Source organism: Pseudomonas fluvialis, from assembly GCF_014207935.1.
GTDB lineage: Bacteria > Pseudomonadota > Gammaproteobacteria > Pseudomonadales > Pseudomonadaceae > Aquipseudomonas > Aquipseudomonas fluvialis_A.
On the sequence record NZ_JACHLL010000006.1, the window covers coordinates 41,825 to 62,677 of the forward strand.

General features: G+C 64.2%; 21 protein-coding genes, 1 tRNA gene and 2 pseudogenes. 19 read left to right on the top strand and 5 right to left on the bottom strand.

From position 1 onward, the window contains the following. Positions 1-16 precede the first annotated feature (16 nt). From pheT to HNP49_RS15405, 7 genes are all read left to right on the top strand, one after another. The gene (gene pheT / locus HNP49_RS15375) at positions 17-2,395 is read left to right on the top strand and encodes a phenylalanine--tRNA ligase subunit beta (protein ID WP_184684718.1); all 2,379 of its coding nucleotides are present in this window, start codon (positions 17-19) and stop codon (positions 2,393-2,395) included. A gap of 3 nt (positions 2,396-2,398) precedes the next feature. Continuing rightward, on the top strand, positions 2,399-2,701 hold the full coding sequence (gene ihfA, locus HNP49_RS15380; RefSeq protein ID WP_045426292.1) for an integration host factor subunit alpha: 303 nt from the start codon (positions 2,399-2,401) through the stop codon (positions 2,699-2,701). Then, entirely contained in the window at positions 2,682-3,038 is a 357-nt protein-coding gene (locus HNP49_RS15385; RefSeq protein WP_095939014.1) for a MerR family transcriptional regulator, read from the top strand. The genes ihfA and HNP49_RS15385 overlap by 20 nt, the downstream gene beginning before the upstream one ends. A gap of 72 nt (positions 3,039-3,110) precedes the next feature. After that, positions 3,111-3,187 (top strand) — tRNA-Pro (locus HNP49_RS15390). Between the two features lie 217 nt (positions 3,188-3,404). Continuing rightward, entirely contained in the window at positions 3,405-4,046 is a 642-nt protein-coding gene (gene mobA, locus HNP49_RS15395; RefSeq protein WP_184684720.1) for a molybdenum cofactor guanylyltransferase MobA, read from the top strand. Then, positions 4,040-5,227, top strand: a complete 1,188-nt coding sequence (locus HNP49_RS15400; protein ID WP_184684722.1) for an NnrS family protein — start codon at positions 4,040-4,042, stop codon at positions 5,225-5,227. The genes mobA and HNP49_RS15400 overlap by 7 nt, the downstream gene beginning before the upstream one ends. Before the next feature lie 148 nt (positions 5,228-5,375). Then, positions 5,376-6,620: an acyl-CoA dehydrogenase family protein gene (locus tag HNP49_RS15405; protein ID WP_184684724.1), complete on the top strand. Its 1,245-nt coding sequence runs from the start codon at positions 5,376-5,378 to the stop codon at positions 6,618-6,620. A 365-nt stretch (positions 6,621-6,985) separates the two neighbouring features. Here the strand turns inward: HNP49_RS15405 and ytfE are convergent, their stop codons facing one another. Next, positions 6,986-7,645 (bottom strand): iron-sulfur cluster repair protein YtfE, encoded by a 660-nt coding sequence (gene ytfE / locus HNP49_RS15410; RefSeq protein WP_184684726.1) that lies wholly within the window; start codon positions 7,643-7,645, stop codon positions 6,986-6,988. A gap of 154 nt (positions 7,646-7,799) precedes the next feature. Between ytfE and moaC the strand changes: the two genes are divergently transcribed. From moaC to HNP49_RS19075, 10 genes and pseudogenes are all read left to right on the top strand, one after another. Next, positions 7,800-8,267, top strand: coding sequence for a cyclic pyranopterin monophosphate synthase MoaC (gene moaC, locus HNP49_RS15415; RefSeq protein WP_184684728.1), 468 nt, complete (start codon positions 7,800-7,802; stop codon positions 8,265-8,267). A gap of 33 nt (positions 8,268-8,300) precedes the next feature. Continuing rightward, the gene (moaD, locus tag HNP49_RS15420) at positions 8,301-8,549 is read left to right on the top strand and encodes a molybdopterin converting factor subunit 1 (protein WP_184684730.1); all 249 of its coding nucleotides are present in this window, start codon (positions 8,301-8,303) and stop codon (positions 8,547-8,549) included. 1 nt (position 8,550) lies between these two features. Then, entirely contained in the window at positions 8,551-8,997 is a 447-nt protein-coding gene (gene moaE / locus HNP49_RS15425; protein ID WP_184684732.1) for a molybdopterin synthase catalytic subunit MoaE, read from the top strand. 91 nt (positions 8,998-9,088) lie between these two features. Continuing rightward, the gene (gene moaB, locus HNP49_RS15430) at positions 9,089-9,643 is read left to right on the top strand and encodes a molybdenum cofactor biosynthesis protein B (protein ID WP_184684734.1); all 555 of its coding nucleotides are present in this window, start codon (positions 9,089-9,091) and stop codon (positions 9,641-9,643) included. Then, entirely contained in the window at positions 9,640-10,875 is a 1,236-nt protein-coding gene (glp, locus tag HNP49_RS15435) for a gephyrin-like molybdotransferase Glp (RefSeq protein WP_184684736.1), read from the top strand. The genes moaB and glp overlap by 4 nt, the downstream gene beginning before the upstream one ends. Before the next feature lie 327 nt (positions 10,876-11,202). Further along, entirely contained in the window at positions 11,203-12,198 is a 996-nt protein-coding gene (locus tag HNP49_RS15440; protein WP_184684738.1) for a peptidase U32 family protein, read from the top strand. A 16-nt stretch (positions 12,199-12,214) separates the two neighbouring features. Continuing rightward, complete coding sequence (locus HNP49_RS15445) at positions 12,215-13,105, top strand: U32 family peptidase (RefSeq protein WP_184684740.1); 891 nt, start codon at positions 12,215-12,217, stop codon at positions 13,103-13,105. Continuing rightward, positions 13,099-13,584 carry an SCP2 domain-containing protein gene (locus HNP49_RS15450; protein WP_184684742.1) on the top strand — a complete coding sequence of 162 codons (486 nt, stop codon included), beginning with the start codon at positions 13,099-13,101 and terminating at the stop codon, positions 13,582-13,584. Before HNP49_RS15445 ends, HNP49_RS15450 begins: the two co-directional genes overlap by 7 nt. 109 nt (positions 13,585-13,693) lie before the next feature. Then, a pseudogene (locus tag HNP49_RS19070) lies at positions 13,694-14,419 on the top strand (type IV pili methyl-accepting chemotaxis transducer N-terminal domain-containing protein); the annotation flags it as partial. Between the two features lie 276 nt (positions 14,420-14,695). Beyond that, a pseudogene (locus HNP49_RS19075) lies at positions 14,696-15,289 on the top strand (methyl-accepting chemotaxis protein); the annotation flags it as partial. 69 nt (positions 15,290-15,358) lie between these two features. Here the strand turns inward: HNP49_RS19075 and HNP49_RS15460 are convergent. From HNP49_RS15460 to HNP49_RS15475, 4 genes are all read right to left on the bottom strand, one after another. Then, positions 15,359-15,757 carry a putative zinc-binding protein gene (locus tag HNP49_RS15460; protein WP_184684746.1) on the bottom strand — a complete coding sequence of 133 codons (399 nt, stop codon included), beginning with the start codon at positions 15,755-15,757 and terminating at the stop codon, positions 15,359-15,361. Between the two features lie 46 nt (positions 15,758-15,803). Next, complete coding sequence (locus HNP49_RS15465) at positions 15,804-16,481, bottom strand: Crp/Fnr family transcriptional regulator (protein ID WP_184684748.1); 678 nt, start codon at positions 16,479-16,481, stop codon at positions 15,804-15,806. Positions 16,482-16,581: 100 nt separating this feature from the next. After that, a complete protein-coding gene (locus HNP49_RS15470; RefSeq protein WP_184684749.1) occupies positions 16,582-17,370 on the bottom strand; it encodes a type IV pili methyl-accepting chemotaxis transducer N-terminal domain-containing protein in 789 nt (262 codons plus the stop codon). A 69-nt stretch (positions 17,371-17,439) separates the two neighbouring features. Continuing rightward, positions 17,440-18,687, bottom strand: a complete 1,248-nt coding sequence (locus HNP49_RS15475) for an alginate export family protein (protein WP_184684750.1) — start codon at positions 18,685-18,687, stop codon at positions 17,440-17,442. 231 nt (positions 18,688-18,918) lie between these two features. Here HNP49_RS15475 and can point away from each other — a divergent pair, with 231 nt between their 5' ends. Together can and HNP49_RS15485 are read left to right on the top strand one after the other, a co-directional pair. Continuing rightward, a complete protein-coding gene (gene can / locus HNP49_RS15480; RefSeq protein ID WP_184684751.1) occupies positions 18,919-19,545 on the top strand; it encodes a carbonate dehydratase in 627 nt (208 codons plus the stop codon). 594 nt (positions 19,546-20,139) lie between these two features. After that, positions 20,140-20,631, top strand: coding sequence for a YcxB family protein (locus HNP49_RS15485; RefSeq protein WP_184684752.1), 492 nt, complete (start codon positions 20,140-20,142; stop codon positions 20,629-20,631). The last annotated feature ends 222 nt before the right edge of the window (positions 20,632-20,853 follow it).

A 20,853-nucleotide genomic window follows, 5' to 3' on the forward strand; every position in this document is an offset into this window, starting at 1 on the left:
CAGGAGAACAGACCAAATGAAATTCAGTGAACAATGGCTGCGTAGCTGGGTAAATCCGCCTGTCTCCAGCGACGATCTTGTGGCTCGCCTGTCCATGGCCGGCCTCGAGGTTGACAGTGTGACGCCGGCCGCCGGCCAGTTCAGCGGCGTGGTGGTGGGTGAGATTCTCACGGCCGAGCAGCATCCGGATGCCGACAAGCTGCGGGTTTGTCAGGTCAGTAATGGCAGCGAGAGCTTTCAGGTCGTCTGCGGCGCGCCGAATGCACGTCCAGGGATCAAGATTCCCTTTGCCATGATCGGCGCCGAGCTGCCAGGCGACTTCAATATCAAGAAGGCCAAACTGCGGGGTGTCGAGTCCAACGGCATGCTTTGCTCGGCCTCGGAGCTGCAGATCAGTGATGACAACAGTGGTCTGATGGAGCTGGCTGCCGATGCACCGGTTGGCCAGAGCATTCGTGACTATCTGAGCCTGGATGATGTGAGCATTGAGGTCGATCTGACCCCTAACCGTGGCGACTGCCTGTCGCTGGCCGGTCTGGCCCGTGAAGTGGGCGCCCTGTATGCGGCGCCGGTGCAGCGTCCACAGGTGCCTGCCGTGGCGGCCGCGCATGATGAAGTGCGCCCGGTTGAAGTGCTGGCGCCCAAGGCCTGTCCGCGCTATCTGGGGCGTGTGATCCGTGGTGGCGACCTGAGTCGTGCGACCCCGCTGTGGATGGTCGAGCGCCTGCGTCGTGCCGATGTGCGCAGCATTGATGCCGCGGTCGACGTCACCAATTACGTGATGCTTGAACTCGGTCAGCCAATGCACGCTTTCGATCTCGCCGAAATCAACGGCGGCATTCGTGTGCGCATGGCCGAGGAGGGTGAGAAGCTGGTCCTGCTGGATGGCCAGGAAGTCACCTTGCGTGCAGATACCTTGGTCATTGCCGATTATGCCCGTCCGCTGGCCATCGCCGGTGTGATGGGCGGCGAGCACAGCGGCGTGAGCAGCAAGACTCGTGATCTGTTCCTGGAAAGTGCCTTCTTCGACACAATCGCGCTGGCCGGTAAGGCTCGTTCCTATGGTCTGCACACGGATTCCTCGCACCGTTTCGAGCGCGGTGTGGATTCGCAACTGGCTCGTGAAGCGATGGAGCGCGCTACTGCGCTGCTGCTGGAAATCGTCGGCGGCGACGCCGGGCCGATCATCGAGGTGGCCAGCGCCGCCGACCTGCCGAATGTGGCGCCTATCACCCTGCGTGCTGAGCGTGTCAGCCAGATGCTTGGCATGGACATGGACGGCGCTGAGATCGAGCGCCTGCTCACCGCGCTGGGTCTGACCGTCACGGCGCAGGGTGATGGCGTCTGGCAGATTGCTGTGCCGAGCCATCGCTTCGACATCAGTCTGGAAGTGGATCTGATCGAAGAGCTGGGTCGTCTGTATGGCTATAACCGCTTGCCGGTTCGCTACCCGCAGGCGCGTCTGGCACCACAGGCTCGCGCCGAGGCTCGCTCCGAGCTGCCTGCACTGCGCCGTCTGCTGGTAGCGCGTGGTTATCAGGAAGCCATTACCTACAGCTTCATCGATCCGAAAATGTTCGAGCTGTTCAGTCCGGGTGTGCAGCCGCTGCAGTTGGCTAATCCGATCTCCGCGGATATGGCTGCCATGCGTGTTTCGCTGTGGCCGGGCCTGATCAAGGTGGTGCAGCACAACCTCAACCGCCAGCAGAATCGTGTCCGCCTGTTTGAAAGCGGTTTGCGTTTTGTCGGTCAGCTTGAGGGCCTCAAGCAAGAGATGATGCTGGCAGGTGTCATCACTGGAAGCCGCCTGCCGGAAGGCTGGGCACATGGCAAGGAGTCGGTGGACTTCTACGACGCCAAGGCTGATGTCGAGGCGCTGCTGGCCAGCGCCGGTGCCGCCGATGCCTTCCGCTTCGTGCCGGGTGAGCACACTGCGCTGCATCCGGGCCAGACCGCACGCATTGAGCGTGAAGGTTGCCTGGTGGGTTATCTGGGCGCCCTGCATCCTGAGCTGGCCAAGGCGCTGGACATCACTCAGCCAACCTTCCTCTTCGAGCTGGTGCTGAGCGAAGTAGCTGCCGGGCGCATGCCCAAGTTCAGTGAGCTGTCGCGCTTCCCCGAGGTACGCCGCGATCTCGCGCTCTTGGTCGATAAGGACACGCCAGCAGAGAGCGTGTTGGGCTGTATCCGTGAAGCATCAGGCGAATACCTGACAGACCTCAGACTGTTTGACGTCTATCACGGTAAAGGTATTGATCCGCTTAAGAAAAGCCTGGCAGTCGGCTTGACCTGGCAGCATCCATCGCGCACTCTTAATGACGATGAGGTGAACACCACAACGCAGAATATCGTCACCTCGCTGGAGCAAAGGTTCAACGCCACGTTAAGGAAGTAGCGTATGGGGGCTCTGACGAAAGCTGAGATGGCCGAGCGACTCTTTGAGGAGCTTGGTTTGAATAAACGGGAAGCCAAGGAACTGGTAGAGCTGTTTTTCGAGGAAATTCGTCAAGCGCTTGAGCACAATGAGCAGGTGAAGTTGTCGGGCTTCGGCAACTTCGATCTGCGTGACAAGCGTCAGCGTCCGGGGCGAAACCCGAAGACCGGCGAGGAAATCCCGATTACAGCCCGACGCGTTGTCACCTTTCGTCCAGGGCAGAAACTGAAAGCCAGGGTTGAGGCTTATGCTGGAACCAAGTCATAACGACGAGCTGCCCCCCATCCCGGGCAAACGCTATTTCACCATTGGTGAAGTCAGCGAGCTGTGCGCAGTAAAACCGCACGTGCTTCGGTACTGGGAGCAGGAGTTTCCGCAACTCAATCCGGTCAAGCGGCGCGGCAATCGCCGTTATTATCAGCGCCAGGATGTGCTGATGATCCGGCAGATCCGCTCGCTGCTCTACGATCAGGGTTTCACCATTGGCGGCGCGCGCCAGCGCATGTCGGGTGACGAAGCCAAAGAAGATACCACCCAGTATCGTCAGCTGATTCGTCAGATGATTGCCGAACTGGAAGAAGTTCTGCTTGTACTGCGCAAATGAATCTGGAAAACCTTCCATAATTCAGGTGGTTAGTATATAGTTCGAGCCGCTTCGGGAAACCGGGGCATGTGTCGGGGCGTAGCGCAGCCCGGTAGCGCACTTGCATGGGGTGCAAGGGGTCGAGTGTTCGAATCACTCCGTCCCGACCAAATAATCCCAACATCAAAGCCTGGTCAGAAATGACCGGGCTTTTTTGTGGGCGAAAATCAGCAGCGGGCACTTATTCCGCGAGAGCTTGCCGAATGGCTGTTGCCAGCCTGATCCAGGTCAGTTCCTTGGTAGAAGACCGAGCGGGCATGATTTTGATCATTTCCGGTGGGTGATCAGCCCTCACAATTCAATCTCATTTCGCGCTTGGAGCAGGCTGTGCATCCTGTAGCCGCATTGGGAGATTGTTCGGCACTGATACTCTGCGGAGGGCAGGGCAGTCGTATGGGCGGGCGTGACAAGGGGCTGATCGAATGGCAGGGGCGGCCGATGGTGGGCTGGCTGAATCGACTGCTGCGGCCATTGACTGACGAGCTGCTGATTTCCTGCAATCGCAACACTGAGCGTTATGCGCCCTTTGCCGATCGTCTGTTGCGCGATGAGCATGCCGGTTTTTCCGGGCCGCTGGCCGGAATCCGCGAAGGCCTCAGGGCCATGCGCCATGACTGGTTGCTGGTGGTGCCCTGCGATCTGCCGAATCTGGACCGCGCGCTGCTTGAGGTGCTCTGGCAGAAGGCGCAGGTCAGTTCGGGCCGGCCGGTTATGCTGCGCCAGGGTCGGCACTGGCAACCGCTGGTGAGTCTGTTGCCGCGCACGGCCTTGCCACTGCTTGAGCAGGCCTGGAGCGATGGCGAGCGCAGCCCGCGCAAGCTGCTGTTAAGGTTGCACGCGGTGGCGCTGGACTGTGCGGACGATGACACGCGTCTGCTGAATATCAATACCCCGCACTTGCTGCATCAATCGCCGGTTGCGCTGCCCAGCCCGGGTAGGCGGCTGCCGGTCAGGGAGCTGACATGCTGATCGTCGACAAGCGCACTGCGCTGGCCATTCCCCCCTTGCTGCGCCTGGGCTTTCGCCCGTTCTTCCTGCTCGGCAGCCTGCTCGCGGTGCTGGCGATTCCCCTGTGGATTGTTGCCTGGCTGGGTGGCTGGCACAGCCTGCAGCCCGAGGGCGGCTGGCTGGCCTGGCACCGTCACGAGATGGCGTTCGGCTTTGCCGGCGCGATCATCGCCGGTTTCCTGCTTACGGCCGTGCAGAACTGGACCGGTCGCCCCGGCCTCAGCGGCAGGCCGCTGGGTGCTCTGGTCGCGCTTTGGCTGCTGGCACGGGCCGCCTGGTGGCAACCCTGGACACCGCTGTTGCTATTCAGCAACCTGGCGTTCTTTGCTGCGGTGGCGGCGGTCATGGCCCGTCAGCTGTGGGCGGTGAAGCAGACGCGGAATTACCCGATCGTTGGCGTGCTGTTGCTGCTGGGCTTGGTCGATGGCCTGAGCCTGGTCGGCGTGCAGATGCAGGATGATGGCCTGCAGCGCCAGGGCGTGCTGGCGGCGGTGTGGCTGGTGGCGGCGATGATGGGGCTGATCGGCGGGCGGGTGATTCCGTTCTTCACCCAGCGCGGCCTTGGCCGGGTACAGCAGGTGCCGGCCTGGGAGTGGCTGGATCAGAGCCTGTTGCTCGGCAGTGTGCTGATTGCCCTGCTGCATGCGGCAGGCCTGGCGCTGCGCCCCGGCCTGCTGCTGGCAGCACTGTTTGCCCTGCTGGCGCTGGGCCACGGCATTCGTCTTGCGCGCTGGTTCGACAAAGACCTGCTGCGCGTGCCGCTGCTGTGGTCGCTGCACCTGGCCTATGCCTGGCTGGTGCTGGCCTGTGCCGGCATGGCGCTGTGGCACCTGGGCCTGCTCGACACGCCGAGCCCGGCACTGCATGGGCTGACCATCGGCGCCATGGGCGGGTTGATTCTCGGCATGCTGGCGCGGGTGTCGCTTGGCCATACCGGGCGGCCGCTGGAGCTGCCGCAAGGCTTTGCCCTGGCTTTCGTCCTGCTCAACCTGGGCGCGATGCTGCGCGTGTTCGGCATTGGCATTCACTACTCGTTGGCCCTGGGGCTGGCTGCGGCTCTGTGGACGGGCGCCTTCGCCCTCTATCTGTACCGCTACGGACCGATGCTGTGCCGCACCCGTGCCGACGGCCATCCAGGTTGATGGCACGGACGGCGGGGTGTGTAGCCCTGCCTTGATGGCGGTCAAGTTGCGCGGCGGTTGATGGGCGCGCATCAGCGCCGCGCAACATGCTTCTAGCCCCGGCTTTGGGGGCATAGCCTGATCCCATCCCAACCGAGAGGAGCCGATCATGGACTTTGCCTACAGCCCGCGCGTGGAAGCCTTGCGTCAACAGCTCAACGATTTCATGGAACGCTACATCGTGCCGCGCATCGGCCAGTGGCACCGGGAGGTGCAGGCCGGCCAATATCCGGTGTCGTTCATGGACGACCTCAAGGCACTGGCGCGCAGCGAGGGGCTATGGAACCTGTTCCTCCCGGCACTGGGCGAGGATGAGCCGGGCACGCGCCTGAGCAACCTGGAATACGCCCCGCTGGCGGAGATCATGGGCCGCGTGGGGTGGGCTTCCGAGGTGTTCAACTGCAACGCGCCGGACACCGGCAACATGGAGCTGCTGCACCTGTTCGCCACCGAACAGCAGCGCGAGCAATGGCTGGTGCCGCTGCTGGCTGGGGAGATCCGTTCGGCCTTTGCCATGACCGAACCGGATGTGCCGTCCTCCGATGCCAGCAATATCCAGACGCTGATTCAGCACGACGGCGATCACTATGTGCTGAACGGGCGCAAGTGGTTCATCACCAATGCCTCGCACCCCAACTGCAAGCTGTTGATCGTCATGGGCAAGAGCGACCCGCAGGGCGAGGCGCACCGTCAGCAGAGCATGATCCTGGTGCCGTTCGACACGCCGGGCGTAGAGCTGCTGCGCAATATCCCGGTGCTCAACCATGTCTCGCCCGAGGGTCACAGCGAGTTGCTGCTGTGCAATGTGCGGGTGCCGGTAAGCAACCTGCTGGGGCGCGAAGGCGATGGTTTCATGATGGCCCAGGCGCGTCTGGGGCCGGGACGCATCCATCACTGCATGCGCGCCATCGGCATGGCCGAACTGGCGCTGCAGCTGATGCTGGAGCGTTGCCAGGAGCGCAAGGTGTTCGGCCGTTACCTCAGCCAGTACGCCAACCTCGGCGACCGCATAGCCGAGTCGCGGATTGCCATCGAGCAGGCGCGCCTGCTGGTACTCAAGACGGCCTGGATGATCGATACGGTGGGAGCCAAGGCCGCCGCGCGGGAAATCGCCATGATCAAGGCGCTGGTACCGCGCATGCAGGCCGAGGTGGTCGACCGGGCCATGCAGGCCTTTGGCGCCATGGGCCTGACCCCGGACACGCCGCTGGCCGACCTGTATACCGTGGCGCGTGCACTGCGCTTTGCCGATGGCCCGGACGAGGTGCATCTGCGTAGCGTGGCGCGTCTGGAGCTGGCGGCAAGCCAGGAGCGTCGTGGGGCGACGGCGGCCTGGCTGACTCCGCCGCACTGAGAACTTGTTCACCGTCTGCTGCGCGTCGGAAAAACCGCGTTGCAACGACGCGCAGCGGAGTAACAGCCGAAGGCTGGCCCGCAGGGCGAGCGGAGCGAGTCAAGTGGTTTCGGAAGCCGCTTGCGGCTAACGCCCCTTGGGGCGGCCCCGAAGGGGCGAGCGGAGCGAGTCATGCTCATTTACCACTCGTAAACTCGGCTCGGGCTCCTGCTTCGCTCTAACGCCTGCATCCCTGCAGGCGTCCGCTTCCTCAGCCACTTTCGCCTTGTTTTTCTCTAGCTCGCGAGACTTTGAACAGGTTCTGAAGCGATTGCCGCGCGGGATGGCCTGGCAACATTGGCCACCCCATTGTCGCGGCGGCGGGATTACTGGCGTAGGAAGAGGATGTTGTTTTCCAGGTGAATGTGCTGCATGAGGTCGTCATGCAGTTCCTCCAGCCCCCGGTACAGTGCACGCCAGGTGTTGCAGGCATGCTCCGGCAGCTGCAGGCCGTGGCTTAGTTCCAGCAGGCGCTCCAGGGCATCGCCATGCTGATCGTGCTCGTAGCGCATCACCGAGATCGGCCCGTCGGCCATGGCGCCGTAGCCCTGTTCGAGCATGGGGAACAGCACCTGTTCCTCCTTCTGCATATGGTTGTCCAGCTCCTCGCCGAGCACCGCGAGAAAATCACCCAGGCCTCGCGGGCAGGCCGGGTTGGCGCCATGCACCTGTTCCACGCGGTCGGCCAGACGTGTCAGTTCTTCCAGCTGCTGGCGGTGACGGGCGTGATAGCGGGTGAGGATATGGGCGATCAGCGCAGCAGTCGGTTGCTGGTTCCAGTCGGTGTCCTGGCTTGGCTGCTGGCTGATTTCGGCCAGGCGCTCGGCCAGTTGCTCGGCATCCAGGCCGCGCACATTGGCGGCGTGGCGCAGGCTCTGATCGCCGCCGCAGCAGAAATCCAGACGATGATCGCGGAACAGGCGCGTGGCGCCGGGAATCTGGCTGGCCAGTTGGCCCAGGGTTTGTTCGACAAGTGGCGTGGTCATGCGGCAGTCCTCGGTAGTAAAGGCTTGCCCACCATCCTAGGCAGCGCTGCCCGGCGCTCCTTGATGGCAATCAAGGGCGTGGGGGCGGGCTGCGTTTAATCTGCCGGACAACGAGCGTCACGAAGGCGCCGCTTCTTTTAACCCGGAGCAGAGCATGCTGACTCATCTGGACAGCCAGGGCCGCGCGGCCATGGTCGATGTCACCGACAAACCGCTGACCAGTCGCGAGGCCGTGGCCGAGGCGCGCGTGCGCATGTTGCCGGCGACCCTGCGCCTGATCGTCGAGGGCGGCCACGCCAAGGGCGATGTGTTCGCCGTGGCGCGCATTGCCGGCATTCAGGCAGCCAAACAGACCCACACGCTGATCCCCCTGTGCCATCCGCTGCTGCTCAGCCGAGTGGCGGTGGAACTCGTGGCCGAAGGCGAGGACAGCGTGCGCATCCGCGCCACCTGCCGGGTCAGCGGCCCGACGGGGGTTGAGATGGAGGCACTGACGGCCGCCAGCGTCGCGGCCCTGACCATTTATGACATGTGCAAGGCGGTCGATCGCGGCATGTGCATCGAGAGTGTGCGCCTGCTGGAAAAGTCGGGCGGCGCCTCCGGGCACTATGTGGCCCCGTAGCGAGTGCTGAGCCATGAGAAGAGGAATGAGCCGATGATCCGTATCAGTTATTTCGCCCGCTACCGCGAGCACCTGGGCCAGAGTGGCGAGCAGCTGGAGTGGCAGCCGTCCCTGATCAGCATCGAGACGCTGCGCCAGCAGTTGCTGCAACGGGGCGGCGCCTGGCAGGTGCTGGCCGAGAGCAACCTGATGTGCGCGCGTAATCAGGAGCTGGTCAGCCCGGCCGAGCCGCTGGCCGACGGCGACGAGATCGCCTTCTTCCCGCCCGTGACCGGAGGCTGAGATGGCGGTGCAGGTGCAAACCGCAGGCTTCGATCCGGGGCAGTGTCTCAACGCGCTGCATCAGGCCGACGCGAGTGTCGGCGCGGTGGTCAGCTTCGTCGGCTACATGCGCGACTTCAACGACGGCCAGGCGGTGGCGCGGATGTTCCTCGAACACTATCCGGGCATGACCGAGAAAGCCCTGCTGGCCATCGAGGCGCAGGCGCGCGAGCGCTGGCCGCTGCTGCACGTGCACATCCTGCACCGGGTCGGTGACCTGGCGCCGGGCGAGCCAATCGTCTTCGTCGGGGTCAGCAGCGCCCATCGCCAGGCGGCGTTCAGCGCCTGCGACTTCATCATGGACTACCTCAAGACCCGCGCGCCGCTGTGGAAGAAAGAGCAGGGCGCCGGCGGTGCGCACTGGGTCGATGGGCGCGACAGCGACCAGCAGGCGGCGGCGCGCTGGTAGCCGCCGCCGGCGGAGATACCTCCAACGGGGAATGGGCGCCGGCGCCGCCTGGGTGCAGGCTGCAGGCAATTATTCTGTGGAGATTGCCGTCATGGCCCACCTTGCTTCCAGCCAGTTCCAGGCACTGCGCATCGCCGTGCTGACCATCAGCGATACCCGCACGCTGGAAACCGACACCTCCGGCCAGGTGCTGATCGATGGCCTCACCGCCGCCGGCCACCAGCTGCATGAGCGGGCCATCGTCATCGACGACATCTGGCAGATCCGTGCCCGCGTCTGCCAGTGGATCGCCGATTCGAACGTTCAAGTGGTGCTGCTCACCGGCGGCACCGGCTTCACCGCGCGGGACAACACGCCGCAGGCGGTCGCGCCGCTACTGGACAAGCAGGTCGATGGCTTTGGCGAGCTGTTCCGCCAGGTTTCGGTGGCCGAGATCGGCACCTCCAGTCTGCAGTCGCGGGCGCTGGCCGGCATCAGCAACGGCACCCTGGTGTGTTGCATGCCCGGCTCGCCAAATGCCTGCCGCACGGCCTGGAGCAAGATCCTCCTGGAGCAGCTCGACAGCCGCACCAAACCCTGCAACTTCGTGCCGCACCTCAAGCGCCTCGATGCCGAGGCCGCCGTCTGCTGCGGTAGCCGCTCATGAGTGCCGCCTGCGGGTGTGACAGCCACGGCCTGCGCCCGGTCGACGAGGCTATCGGCGAGCTGCTCAGCCAGCTGCCGCCGACTCTACCGGTCGAGGCCGTGCTGCTGGCCGAGGCCCTCGGGCGGGTACTGGCCGAGCCGATCAGCAGCCCCTTTGCTGTGCCGCAGTGGGACAACAGTGCGATGGATGGCTACACCCTACGCGCTGCCGACCTGCCGGCGGAGGGCGGCTGGTTGCCGCTGGGCGGGCGGATTGCTGCTGGCGATGCGGCGCAGGAAAGGCTCGCCGCCGGCCAGGCACTGCGCATTTTTACCGGCGCGCCACTGCCGCCAGGCGCCGACACGGTGGTGGCCCAGGAGGATTGCCGGGTGGCTGACGGCCAGGTGTGGCTGCCACCGGTGCGGGGCGGTGAGCACGTGCGCCGCCAGGGCGAGGAACTGGCCGCCGGCACCGAGGTGCTGGCCGCCGGCAAGCGCCTGCGTGCCCAGGAACTGGGGCTGCTGGCCAGCCTCGGCGTGGCCAGTGTGGTCGTCTACCGGTGTCTGCGCGTCGGCCTGCTGAGCAGCGGCGACGAGCTGCGCGAGCCAGGCGAGGCGCTGCAGCCGGGGCAGATCTACAACGCCAACCGCTACAGCCTGCTCGGCGTGCTGCACGGCCTGGGCCTGGAGGTACATGACTACGCCACGGTGGCCGATGACCTGGCCGCCACGCGCGACCTGCTCAGCCAGGCGGCGAGTGAGTGCGACGTGCTGCTGAGTTCCGGCGGCGTATCGGTGGGCGAGGAAGATCACCTCAAGCAGGCGATCAGCGAACTCGGCGCGCTGCAGCTCTGGCGCCTGGCCATCCAGCCGGGCAAGCCGCTGGCCTTTGGCCGGGTGGGCGACACGCCCTGGCTCGGCCTGCCGGGCAATCCGGCGGCGGCGCTGATCACCGCCCTGGTGGTGGCGCGACCCTACCTGCTGCGGGCCCAGGGCTGCGTCGATGTGCTGCCGCAGGCCCTGCGTTTGCCGGCCGGGTTCAGCTGGAGCAAGGCCAACGGCCGTCGCCAGTACCTGCGTGCGCGCCTGCAGTACCAGGGCGGCGAGCTGCGCGTCTGCCTGCATCCACGGCAGGGTTCGGCCATGCTCACCTCGGCCTGCTGGGCCGATGGCCTGGCGCTGGTCGAGTGCGGGCAGACCCTGGCCGAAGGCGCGGCGGTCGATTATCTGCCGTTCAGTCAGTTGCTCTGTTGAGAACCTGTTCAAAGTCTGCTGCGCGTCGGAAAAACTGCGTTGCAACGACGCGCAGCGGAGTAACAGCCGAAGGCTGGCCCGCAGGGCGAGCGGAGCGAGTCATGCTCATTTACCACTCGTAAACTCGGCTCGGGCTCCTGCTTCGCTCTAACGCCTGCATCCCTGCAGGCGTCCGCTTCCTCAGTCACTTTCGCCTTGTTTTTCTCAAGCTCGCGAGACTTTGAACAGGTTCTGAGGCGCGAGGGCGGGCAACCTTGATTGCCATCATGGCCGTCGCCGGGCCAGTGCCTAAAGTGGCCGACACCGATCAGCGGGGGAGCAAAACCCATGCAACTGGTATGTCCGGCAGGCAGCCTGCCTGCGCTCAAGGCCGCCGTACGCGAGGGTGCCGACGCCATCTACGTCGGCTTTCGCGATGACACCAATGCCCGGCATTTCGCCGGCCTCAACCTCGACGAGCAGCAGCTCGACAGCGGCCTGCAGCTGATCCGTCAGCACGGGCGCAAGCTCTATGTGGCGGTCAATACCTACGCCCAGCCGGGTGGCTGGCAGCGCTGGCAGCGGGCGGTGGACCGCGCCGCCGACCTCGGCGTGGATGCGCTGATCGCCGCCGACCCCGGCGTGCTGGCTTACGCCAGCCAGCGCCATCCGGACCTCAACCTGCACCTCTCGGTACAGGGCTCGGCGACCAACGCCGCGGCGCTGAGCTTCTACCAGCAGCGCTACAACATCCGCCGCGCGGTGCTGCCGCGGGTGCTGTCGCTGGCCCAGGTGCGCGTGCTGGCGGAAAAGACCACGGTGGCGCTGGAGGTCTTCGCCTTCGGCAGCCTGTGTATCATGGCCGAAGGCCGCTGCCACCTGTCGTCCTACCTCACCGGCGAGTCGCCCAATCTCTGCGGCGTGTGCTCGCCGGCCAAGGCGGTGCGCTGGCAGGAAGAGGCCGATGGCCTGAGCGCGCGCCTCAACGGTGTGCTGATCGACCGTTACGGCCTGACGGAATCGGCCGGTTATCCGACCCTGTGCAAGGGCCGCTTCCTGGTCAATGGCCAGCGCTTCCATGCCCTGGAGGAGCCGACCAGCCTGAACACCCTCGACCTGATCCCGCAGCTGGCCGAAATCGGCATCCGCGCGGTGAAGATCGAGGGTCGCCAGCGCAGCCCGGCCTATGTCGAACAGGTCACCCGTGTCTGGCGCGCCGCCCTCGACAGCCATGCCCGCGCGCCGCAGCAGTTTGTCGTGCGGCCGGACTGGAATGCCGCGCTGCAGAGCGTGTCTGAAGGCAGCCAGACCACCCTGGGCGCCTATCACCGGGCCTGGCAATGAACGCGAGGAAAAACCAATGAAACTGTCCCTGGGGCCTGTGCTGTTCTACTGGCCGCGTGACCAACTGCTGGACTTCTACGCCGAGATGGCCGCCCAGCCACTGGATGTCATTTACTTGGGCGAAACCGTGTGCTCCAAGCGCCGCGGCATGCGCCTTACCGACTGGCTGGGGCTGGCCCGCGAGCTGCGTGAGTGCACCCGCGCCGAGCTGGTGCTGTCGAGCCTGGCGCTGGTGGAGGCGAGCAGTGAGCTGTCCAGCCTCACGCGCCTGTGCGACAACGGCGAGCTGCTGGTCGAGGCCAGCGACATGGGCGCGGTGCAATTGTTGAGCGAGCGCGGTTTGCCCTTTGTCGCCGGGCCGGCGCTGAACCTGTACAACGGCCACGCCCTGGCCGAGCTGCAGCGCTGTGGTCTGCAGCGCTGGGTGCCGCCGGTGGAATGTTCCGGCGCGCTGCTGCGCGACTGCCTGGCGCAGCTCGACAGCCTCGGCCAGACACGCCCCGAAATCGAGCTGTTCGCCTACGGCCACCTGCCGCTGGCCTATTCGGCGCGCTGCTTCACTGCGCGGGCGGAAAACCGGCCGAAGGACGATTGCCAGTTCTGCTGCATCAATTACCCCGAGGGCATTGCCCTGCACAGCCAGGAGGGCGAGGCGCTGTTCACCCTCAACGGCATCCAGACCCTCTCGGCCAAGGTCAGCAACCTGCTGGGTGATTACCCCGAGCTGCAACGCAGTGGCATCGACCTGCTGCGCCTGAGCCCGCGCGCGCAGGGCATGAGCGAGGTGATCGCGGCCTATCGCGCGGTCATCGATGGCGCGTTGCCGCCGCTTGCCGTGGATGGCTGCAACGGCTACTGGCACGGTCGCCCAGGCATGCTCAGCGCAGAGGAGGCGGGACTATGCTGACCTTGAGCCAGGCGCTGCTGCGCCTCAGTGAACCTTTGCTGCCACGCGCCCGGCATGTGCCGTTCGCCGTGCAGCAGCAGTTGTTGCAGTACCTGACCGCGCGTCTGTTTGCGGCGCCCTTGGCCAATGGATCTTTCGACCTGTTGTGCGGACGTTGGCTACGCTTGCAGATCAGCGACCTGGACCTGAGCTGGTGCCTGACCCGATCCGGCAGCGGCCTCAAGGTGGCGCGCGAGGCGCCGATAGACGTGACTATCCGTGGCAACTGGCGCGAGTTCCTGTTGCTGGCCAGTCGCCTGGAAGACCCGGACACCTTGTTCTTTCGCCGCCGACTGGTGATCGAGGGGGATACCGAGCTGGGGCTGGCGCTGAAGAACCTGATCGACAGCCTCGATCCGGACGATCTGCCGCCACGTCTGTGGCAGCTGCTCGGCGGGCTGGGGGCGCAGGTCAAGGCCGAGCAGGCGGGGGCCTGCTGAGTCGTTGGGCTGCTAGCAGTGACAGAAAAGACGAAGCGCTGGCAAAGACCGGCGACCAGGGTGATGACCGTGAGTGGGCTGGGGCTACACAACAAATGGAGACTTGACCATGTTCGACGCCATCACCGACCTGATTCAGCGCAGCCTGCGCCTGCTCGGTTTGCGCAGCATCAATTCGCAGTTCTTCTTTTCCTACCTGTTGATCTTCTGCTGCGCGGCGCTGACCGCGGCGGTGCTGTTCCTCTCGGTGCGTGATGCCACCCAGCTGGACATGGCCGGGGCGCAGCGCATGCTCAGCCAGAAGATGGCCAAGGAGAGCATCCTGGTGGCGCAGAAGGTGCTGCCCATGAGCCAGCTGGAGCAGACCATGCAGCGCTTCGAGAGCAGCCATCGTCTGCTGCTCAAGGGCGATACCGCGCAGAACATCAAGCCGCTGAAACTGGCCAGCGCGCGTCAGCAGCTGGAAGTCGTCGACCGCGAGTGGGTGCAGTACCGTCAGCGGGTCATGGCGGTGGCCGCCGGTGGGACCACGGAGGCGGAGCTGCGTGGCCTGGCTGCGGACTCCGAGCAGATTCTCAAGGACATGAACGAGGTGGTCGGCCTGATGTCGGCCGATGCCAACAGCACCGCCGCCAGCCAGCGCTGGCTGGCCATGACGTCGACACTGATCATCCTGCTGCTGGTGGTGCTTGGCCGCCTGGCCGGGATGAACTGGCTGATGCACCGCATCGGCGCGCTGCGCCACCGCCTGGAGCTGGTTGGCGCGGGGGATTTCTCCCAGCCGCTGGAGGCGCGCTTTGCCGATGACGAGATCGGCCGCATTACCCATGCCTACAACCAGTTGCTGATCCAAGTCGGTCAGATGATCCGTGCCGTGCGCGAGTCGGCCCAGGCGGCGGATGAAAGCTGCGCGCGCATGGCCAGCATGGCCTCGGTCAACTCCAGCAATGTGCGCGAACAACAGGCCGAGATCGATCAGGTGGCCACGGCCATGAACCAGATGCTGGCGACTTCCCAGGAAGTGGCGCGCAGCACGGTGGAGGCGGCCAGTGCCGCCGACACCGCCGAGCGCGAAACCAGCAGCGGCCATGCGGTGATGCAGGTGTCGGTGGATGCCATCCGCGACCTCTCTCGGCATGTCGAAGGCCTGTCCGAGGTGATGCAGCAACTGCTGGCCGACAGCGAGGAAATCGGCCGGGTGCTGGAGGTGATCAGCAGCATCGCCGCACAGACCAACCTGCTGGCGCTGAACGCCGCCATCGAGGCGGCGCGGGCCGGCGAGCAAGGCCGTGGCTTTGCCGTTGTGGCCGACGAGGTGCGCAACCTGGCGGCGCGTACGCAGACCTCGGCCGGCGAAATCAGCGGCCTGATCTCCCGTTTGCAGGCCCAGGCCGGACGCGCCAGCGCCGCCATGGGTGAGTCGCGTCAGGGCAGTGAGCTGACCCTGCAGCAGATCGAGGCGGCGCAGCATGCCTTCGAGCATATCGTCGGGGCGGTTCAGACCATCCGCGGCATGGCCAACCAGATCGCCACGGCGGCGGAGGAACAGTCGCATGTGGCCGAGGAAATGAACCGCTCGCTCAATCGCATCGGTGAGGTGGCCGAGCAGTCGGCGCATTCCAGCATCGAGACCGAGAGCACCAGCCAGAGCATCAACCGCAGCATGGATGGCCTGCGCGACCTGACCCTGCGTTTCCGCCTGTGATGGCAACCTGGAGACGGTAGGCCGGGTCGAGTCGCCGGGCGACGAAGCCCAGCGTCATACGGTCCAGGCTTACTTAACCGCCTGCAGCGGCACGCGTCGTTGCAGGCGGTCGCTGGCAATCAGCTGGCTGACCTCGGCAAACAGCTGCTCGGCATCCTCGCTGGAACAGTCCTCGCCGTAGCGTTTCTTCAAACCGTATTGGCTGAGGATCAGGTGCAGGTCAGCCTTCACGTCGTGCTGCGCCAGGCAGCCCTTCACGCACTGCAGGTTGCAGCCGTCGATGGCGAGGATGGGGCGCCCGGAGTTGGCCTTGTTGACCAGCGAGGCGACGCGCCCGCCGACGCCGGCAATGCACGACATCTCGGCCAGGCCTGCGCGGTCCAGGCGCACCGCCAGGGTGTTGGCCAGTTGCGCCACGTTGGAGCAACCGGAGCAGGAGTAGACCAGGGGCAGGGTGCTGTCGGACATGGCGTCGGCTCCGTAGGGGCCGGCCCGGACGCCGGCCGGGAATGATTCAGTCGCAGTAGTTGACCAGGCTCGGGGTATCGAGGATGCGGATATTGCGCCGCTCCATGGCGATCACCCCGGCGTCGATCATGCGGTGCAGGATGCGCGAGAAGGTTTCCGGCTGGATGCCCAGCTGCGAGGCGATCAGGCGCTTGGGCACATTGAGCTGGATCGGCCCGTTGCACGCCTCCTGTTCCTGGCAGAGAAAGCGCACCACGCGGCGACTGGCGTTGGCCAGGGTCAGGGTATCGATCTCGTTGAGGCGCTGGTGCAGGCGGATGCTGAAGGTGGCCAGCAGGTCCAGGCAGATCTTCGGTTGTTCTTCGAGGATGCGCCGGTAGTGCGAGCCGTCGATGCTGACCAGGCTGCTGCCCTTGAGCGCGCTGGCCGATACCGGGTAGTTGGGCGCTCCGCTGAACAGCAGGGCTTCGGCGAAGCTCTGGCCGGCGTGGATCACCTCGACCAGCTTTTCGTGGCCCTCTGGCAGTACGCGGGTCAGCTTCATCTGGCCGTCGAGCAGCAGGTAGAAACGATCGGCGACATCACCTTGGTGGAACAGGATGTCGCCGCCATCCAGACGGCGGAAGATGGCCAGGCCACAAACCTCGTGGAAGGCCGCTGCCGGCAGTTTGCCAAACAGGTGGTGTTGGCGAAGCGCGGTGAGCGTGTTGCTATCAGTCAGCATGGTGCACCTCCATTTGCGGCCATCTTAGGCGCGCAATCCGGGTGCTCCCATTCCTCTGCGGCACTACCTCCAAAGAGGCATGGGGCCGAGCGTCGCGGGTCTACCCCTGGGCCAGGCGCTCGGCATAGTGGCGGGTCAACTGGTCGAGCAGATTCAGCAAGCTGTCGCAGGTGGTGCTGATGACGGTGGGCACGTAGCGGGCATCAGCGGACAGGCGAAAGCCGCTTTGCGAGTAACGCCACTGGGCATCGACCTTGGCCAGCAGGGCACGGCTCTGGGCGTCGTTGTGGGGACTGGCGTTGAGTGTGCGCAGTGCACTGTCGAATTCTTCGACGCTGTGCGCCAGGCGGCTGTGCAGGGTCGCGGCATCGACTTTCCAGCTGCTGGCCAGGTAGAGCAGGGCGATGCGCTGGCTGAGCATGCGCTGGCGTCCGCTGAGATTGACCAGGCCGACACTGCTCTGGCCGCTGTGTTGCTCGATGGCCTGCACCAGCGCTTCGCTGGCTGCCAGCAGGCGCTCGCTCTGCTCCAGCACCTGCAGGGCGGTTTGTCGTTGCGGTGCCTGCAGTACCAGCAGGCGGTAGTCCTGCCAGAGCTGCTGCACCTGGCCCAGCGGTTGTTGCAGGGCTGGTGCGCCGGCATAGCCGTCGAGTGCCTGCAGGTTGCTGTCGAACTGCGCCAGGCTGTCATCCAGCTGGCGGTTGGCCTGCTCGACACGCACCTCGCTGGCGATCATCAGGTAGTCCTTGGCGATGCGCTGACTGAGCATGCGCTGCATGCCGGCGATGTTCACCGCCGTGGCGGCATCGATGGGCGCCACGTTGGTGGCAAACAGTGGGCCGCTCCAGCCCAGGCAGGCGAGCAGGCAGACAAGCAGACGGAGCCGCATGGCAACATCCTTGTGCAGAGGGAAGGGGGAGGGCAGGCCCCGGTTTGGTAACCGGGGCCTGTGGCTGACTCAGTAGGTGTACTGCAGCTGCAGCCAGAACTTGTCGGTATCGACGGTCAGGGCATCGTCATCCGAGCTGTAGGTGGCGTACTTGGCCAGGGCGCCCAGGCCTTTCACCCCGGGGATGGGATGACCATAGGAAAGGTCGATCTCGTCACCGTAGCTGTCGCTGCCCTGTTCGGCGTCGAAGTCGTGGTACCAGGCCTGCAGTTGACCGCCCCACAGCGGCGCGGTAACGCCGACATAAGCATCCTCGATGCCATCCTTGGGCGTGGTCAGGAACACATCGGCCCAGCCCTGGAAGGCATGCTTGGTCGCCAGCGGGGTCTGGAAGGCGCGGTTGCCGGCGCCGTCATCTCCGCCGAGCACTTCATAACCGCCCTTGAACAGCACACCCTGCCAGGTATATCCGATCTCCGCGAGGCGGTAGTCGCTGTCCAGCTCCAGCGGGTTGTCGGCGTAGTCCTTCTGCTGGGCGTATTCGGCGGCGTAGCTGAAGGCGCCGAGAGTGCCGTTGGCGCGCAGGCCGTTGGTCTGGCTGGCCAGACTGCCGAGCGGCGAGGCGGCGCTGGCGGCGATGTTGTCCAGGCCCAGCAGGTAGCTGTAGGCGGTGAGGGTCAGCTCGGGCATGACCACGTACTGGGCGTTGATCAGGTGGCTGTGACCTTCGATGTTGGCCGGGTTGGTCTTGTTGTCGAAGCGGTTGTCGTCCGGACCGAAGATGGTGTTGATGTTGTCGATGTAGGCGTAGGTCAGGGTCATGCCGGCCAACGGTTTGATCTGGGCCAGGGCGCCGTCATAGGTCTGCTCGTTCTGGCGCCAGGCCACGCCGCCGACGAAGCGCTGGTTGTCCAAATTGATGCGCTGGCGGCCGAACACGACGTTGCCGTACTGGTGGTCGTAGCGCAGCAGGGCCTGGTTGATCTCGCTACCGTCGGGGTCGGCGACCACCGAATAGTCGCCCTGACCGTTGCGGGTGCTGTTGTAGGAGGCATCGCCGATGCGGCTGACGTTATCGGCTTCGACCAGACCGGAAAGGCCGTACCACTTGCCGCTCTGCAGGCCGATGCGCGTACGCAGGGTCTGGGCGTCGGCATTGTTGAGGGCGTTGTCCTGATCGACGTTCTCGTAGCGGTAGCGCGCATCGACGCTGACCTTGCCCTGGTTGACCAGATTGGCCAGGTCCTCGGCGGCGAACGCGGGAGCGCTGAGGCTCAGCAGCGCCAGGGCGATGGGTGTGAGTGTGGCTCTAGGCATGGCAACTCATCCTTTTAGTGTTTGGCTGAGGCCGACAATAGAGCGCAGGCGGAATCCGCCCTTGATGGTTATCAAGAATGACCGGGCGATGGCAGATTTATGACGTGTGCGAGGCGGACACCATCTCTGTAAGACGCGCGGCGAACGGACGTTCTTGATTGCCGACAATTTCACGGGAGCGCTGGCGTGTTTAGGTGACAGTGACCAAACGAGTGCCACAGAGGAGGCCGCATGGACGTCCAGCAACTGCTGAGCAACAACCGCTTCTGGGCCGAGTCACTGCGCGCCCGTGATCCGGACTTCTTCGCCCGCCTGGCCCGCCAGCAGCGCCCGGAATTCCTCTGGATCGGCTGTTCAGACAGCCGCGTGCCAGCCAACGAAGTGGTCGGGCTGATGCCCGGCGAGCTGTTCGTGCACCGCAACGTGGCCAACATGGTGGTGGCCACCGACATGAACTTTCTCTCGGTACTGCAGTTCGCTGTGGATGTGTTGCAGGTCAAGCAGGTCATCGTCTGCGGGCACTACGGCTGCGGCGGCGTGCGCGCGGCTCTGGGGCACGAGGAACTGGGCCTGATCGACAACTGGCTGCGGGCCCTCAAGGCGCTGTACCACCAGCATCGCGAACAGTTTGTCGGGCTGGACGATGAGGCGCGGGTCAACCTGCTCTGCGAACTCAACGTGCAGCGTCAGGTGCGCAATGTCTGCCACACCACCATCGTGCAGAACGCCTGGAAGCGCCAGCAGCCTCTGGAAGTACACGGCTGGATCTATGGCCTCAGCGACGGCCTACTCAAGGACCTGGGCGTGACCATCAACTCCGCCGACCTGCTAGACGACACCTTCCTCTACCAGCTCTGACTGGCCTGCCGAAGCACCGGCCGTTGTGCCCAAACGCCGCCTCGCGCTAGTCTCGCCCAAACGCCGGCAGCGCCGGCAAAAGGACTTGCCCGGCTGTTGCAGCGTTTCCCGCCTCAGCGTATCCGCCGCACGATATTCATAGCCAGTTAGTGGGCAAGAGATTGTTATCCACCAAATGGTGCGTTTAAACACACCATTTGGTGTCTACTTATAGTTAGCCAACACGCACCGAGACCCAGTGCAGAAATGAGGAAATGGACTACCTCATGTGTCCGTCAAAGCGCTCACAAAAGTCGGAAATTGCAGAATTTTCTGTTGCGTTTTCGCATGCTACCGTGAGGCCGCTTCGCGCACGCACAAGCCGGCTTGGTGCGGACACGAAGCGGCCTCACGGCAAAGCGGCAACCGCCAATTCGCGTCCACCTTCTGGTGACCGTCTGCACCTCTGCTCGGGCCTGTCAGATCACGCTAAATCATCAGCTGCGCTAGCGCGTCGGCTAACTAGTCATTCAAGCGGACGCGGCAAACGCTTCGCGTCTGCCGTTCCCTTCGCTGGCGCTCAGGCGCCGCTTAATTTCAATAGTTAGGCACACCATGAATCCAACCAAAATAACGCCAGAAGAATATCTCTCTGCAGTCAAGCTAGGGCAGAACCTAACCAACAAGCAACGCCTAAAATTTGCAGCTCTTTTTGTAGTTACCGCCATAGCAAGCATTACATCCTGGAAGCTAGGGAACATCACGGTAGCTGGCGGGCTTTTCGGTGGCGCGGTAGGTTGCTTTATCGGCCACTGGATACAACGACTGTACATACTCAAATTCAAAGCAAAGAAAATTTACAAGCAACAGAAATTTTTACATGAATCATTTTCCTACGACTGGAGTCCCGACGGTCTGCTAGTTACATCTGATACCTCATCTTGCCTCACTCCGTGGTCACACTTTGTACGGTGGCGCGAAAACAAAGATGTCGTACTCCTTTATCATTCAGACTGCTTGTTCCAAATTTTGCCAAAAAGTATTTTTACCTCACAAGAATCCGAGCAAAAGCTGAGGAGCTACATTGAGCCAGTGCAAAACGCCTAACAAACGGTTCAAGGTCGTTCGCTTCGCTCACTCCGGACGTCCGCAAGCTACGCTTGCGTCCGCCCCTTAACCTGTCCGTTAGGCGTCAGTAACTTTTGGACTTGGTGCAAAACATGGAAGTTGGGTTAGTCACCGCACATTCTGTATTTATTCCGCAACCGTCGTGCGGCATACAAACTCGCCGTGTCGCGCGTGCTGGCTCTCGCCCGGTTGCCGCCCAGG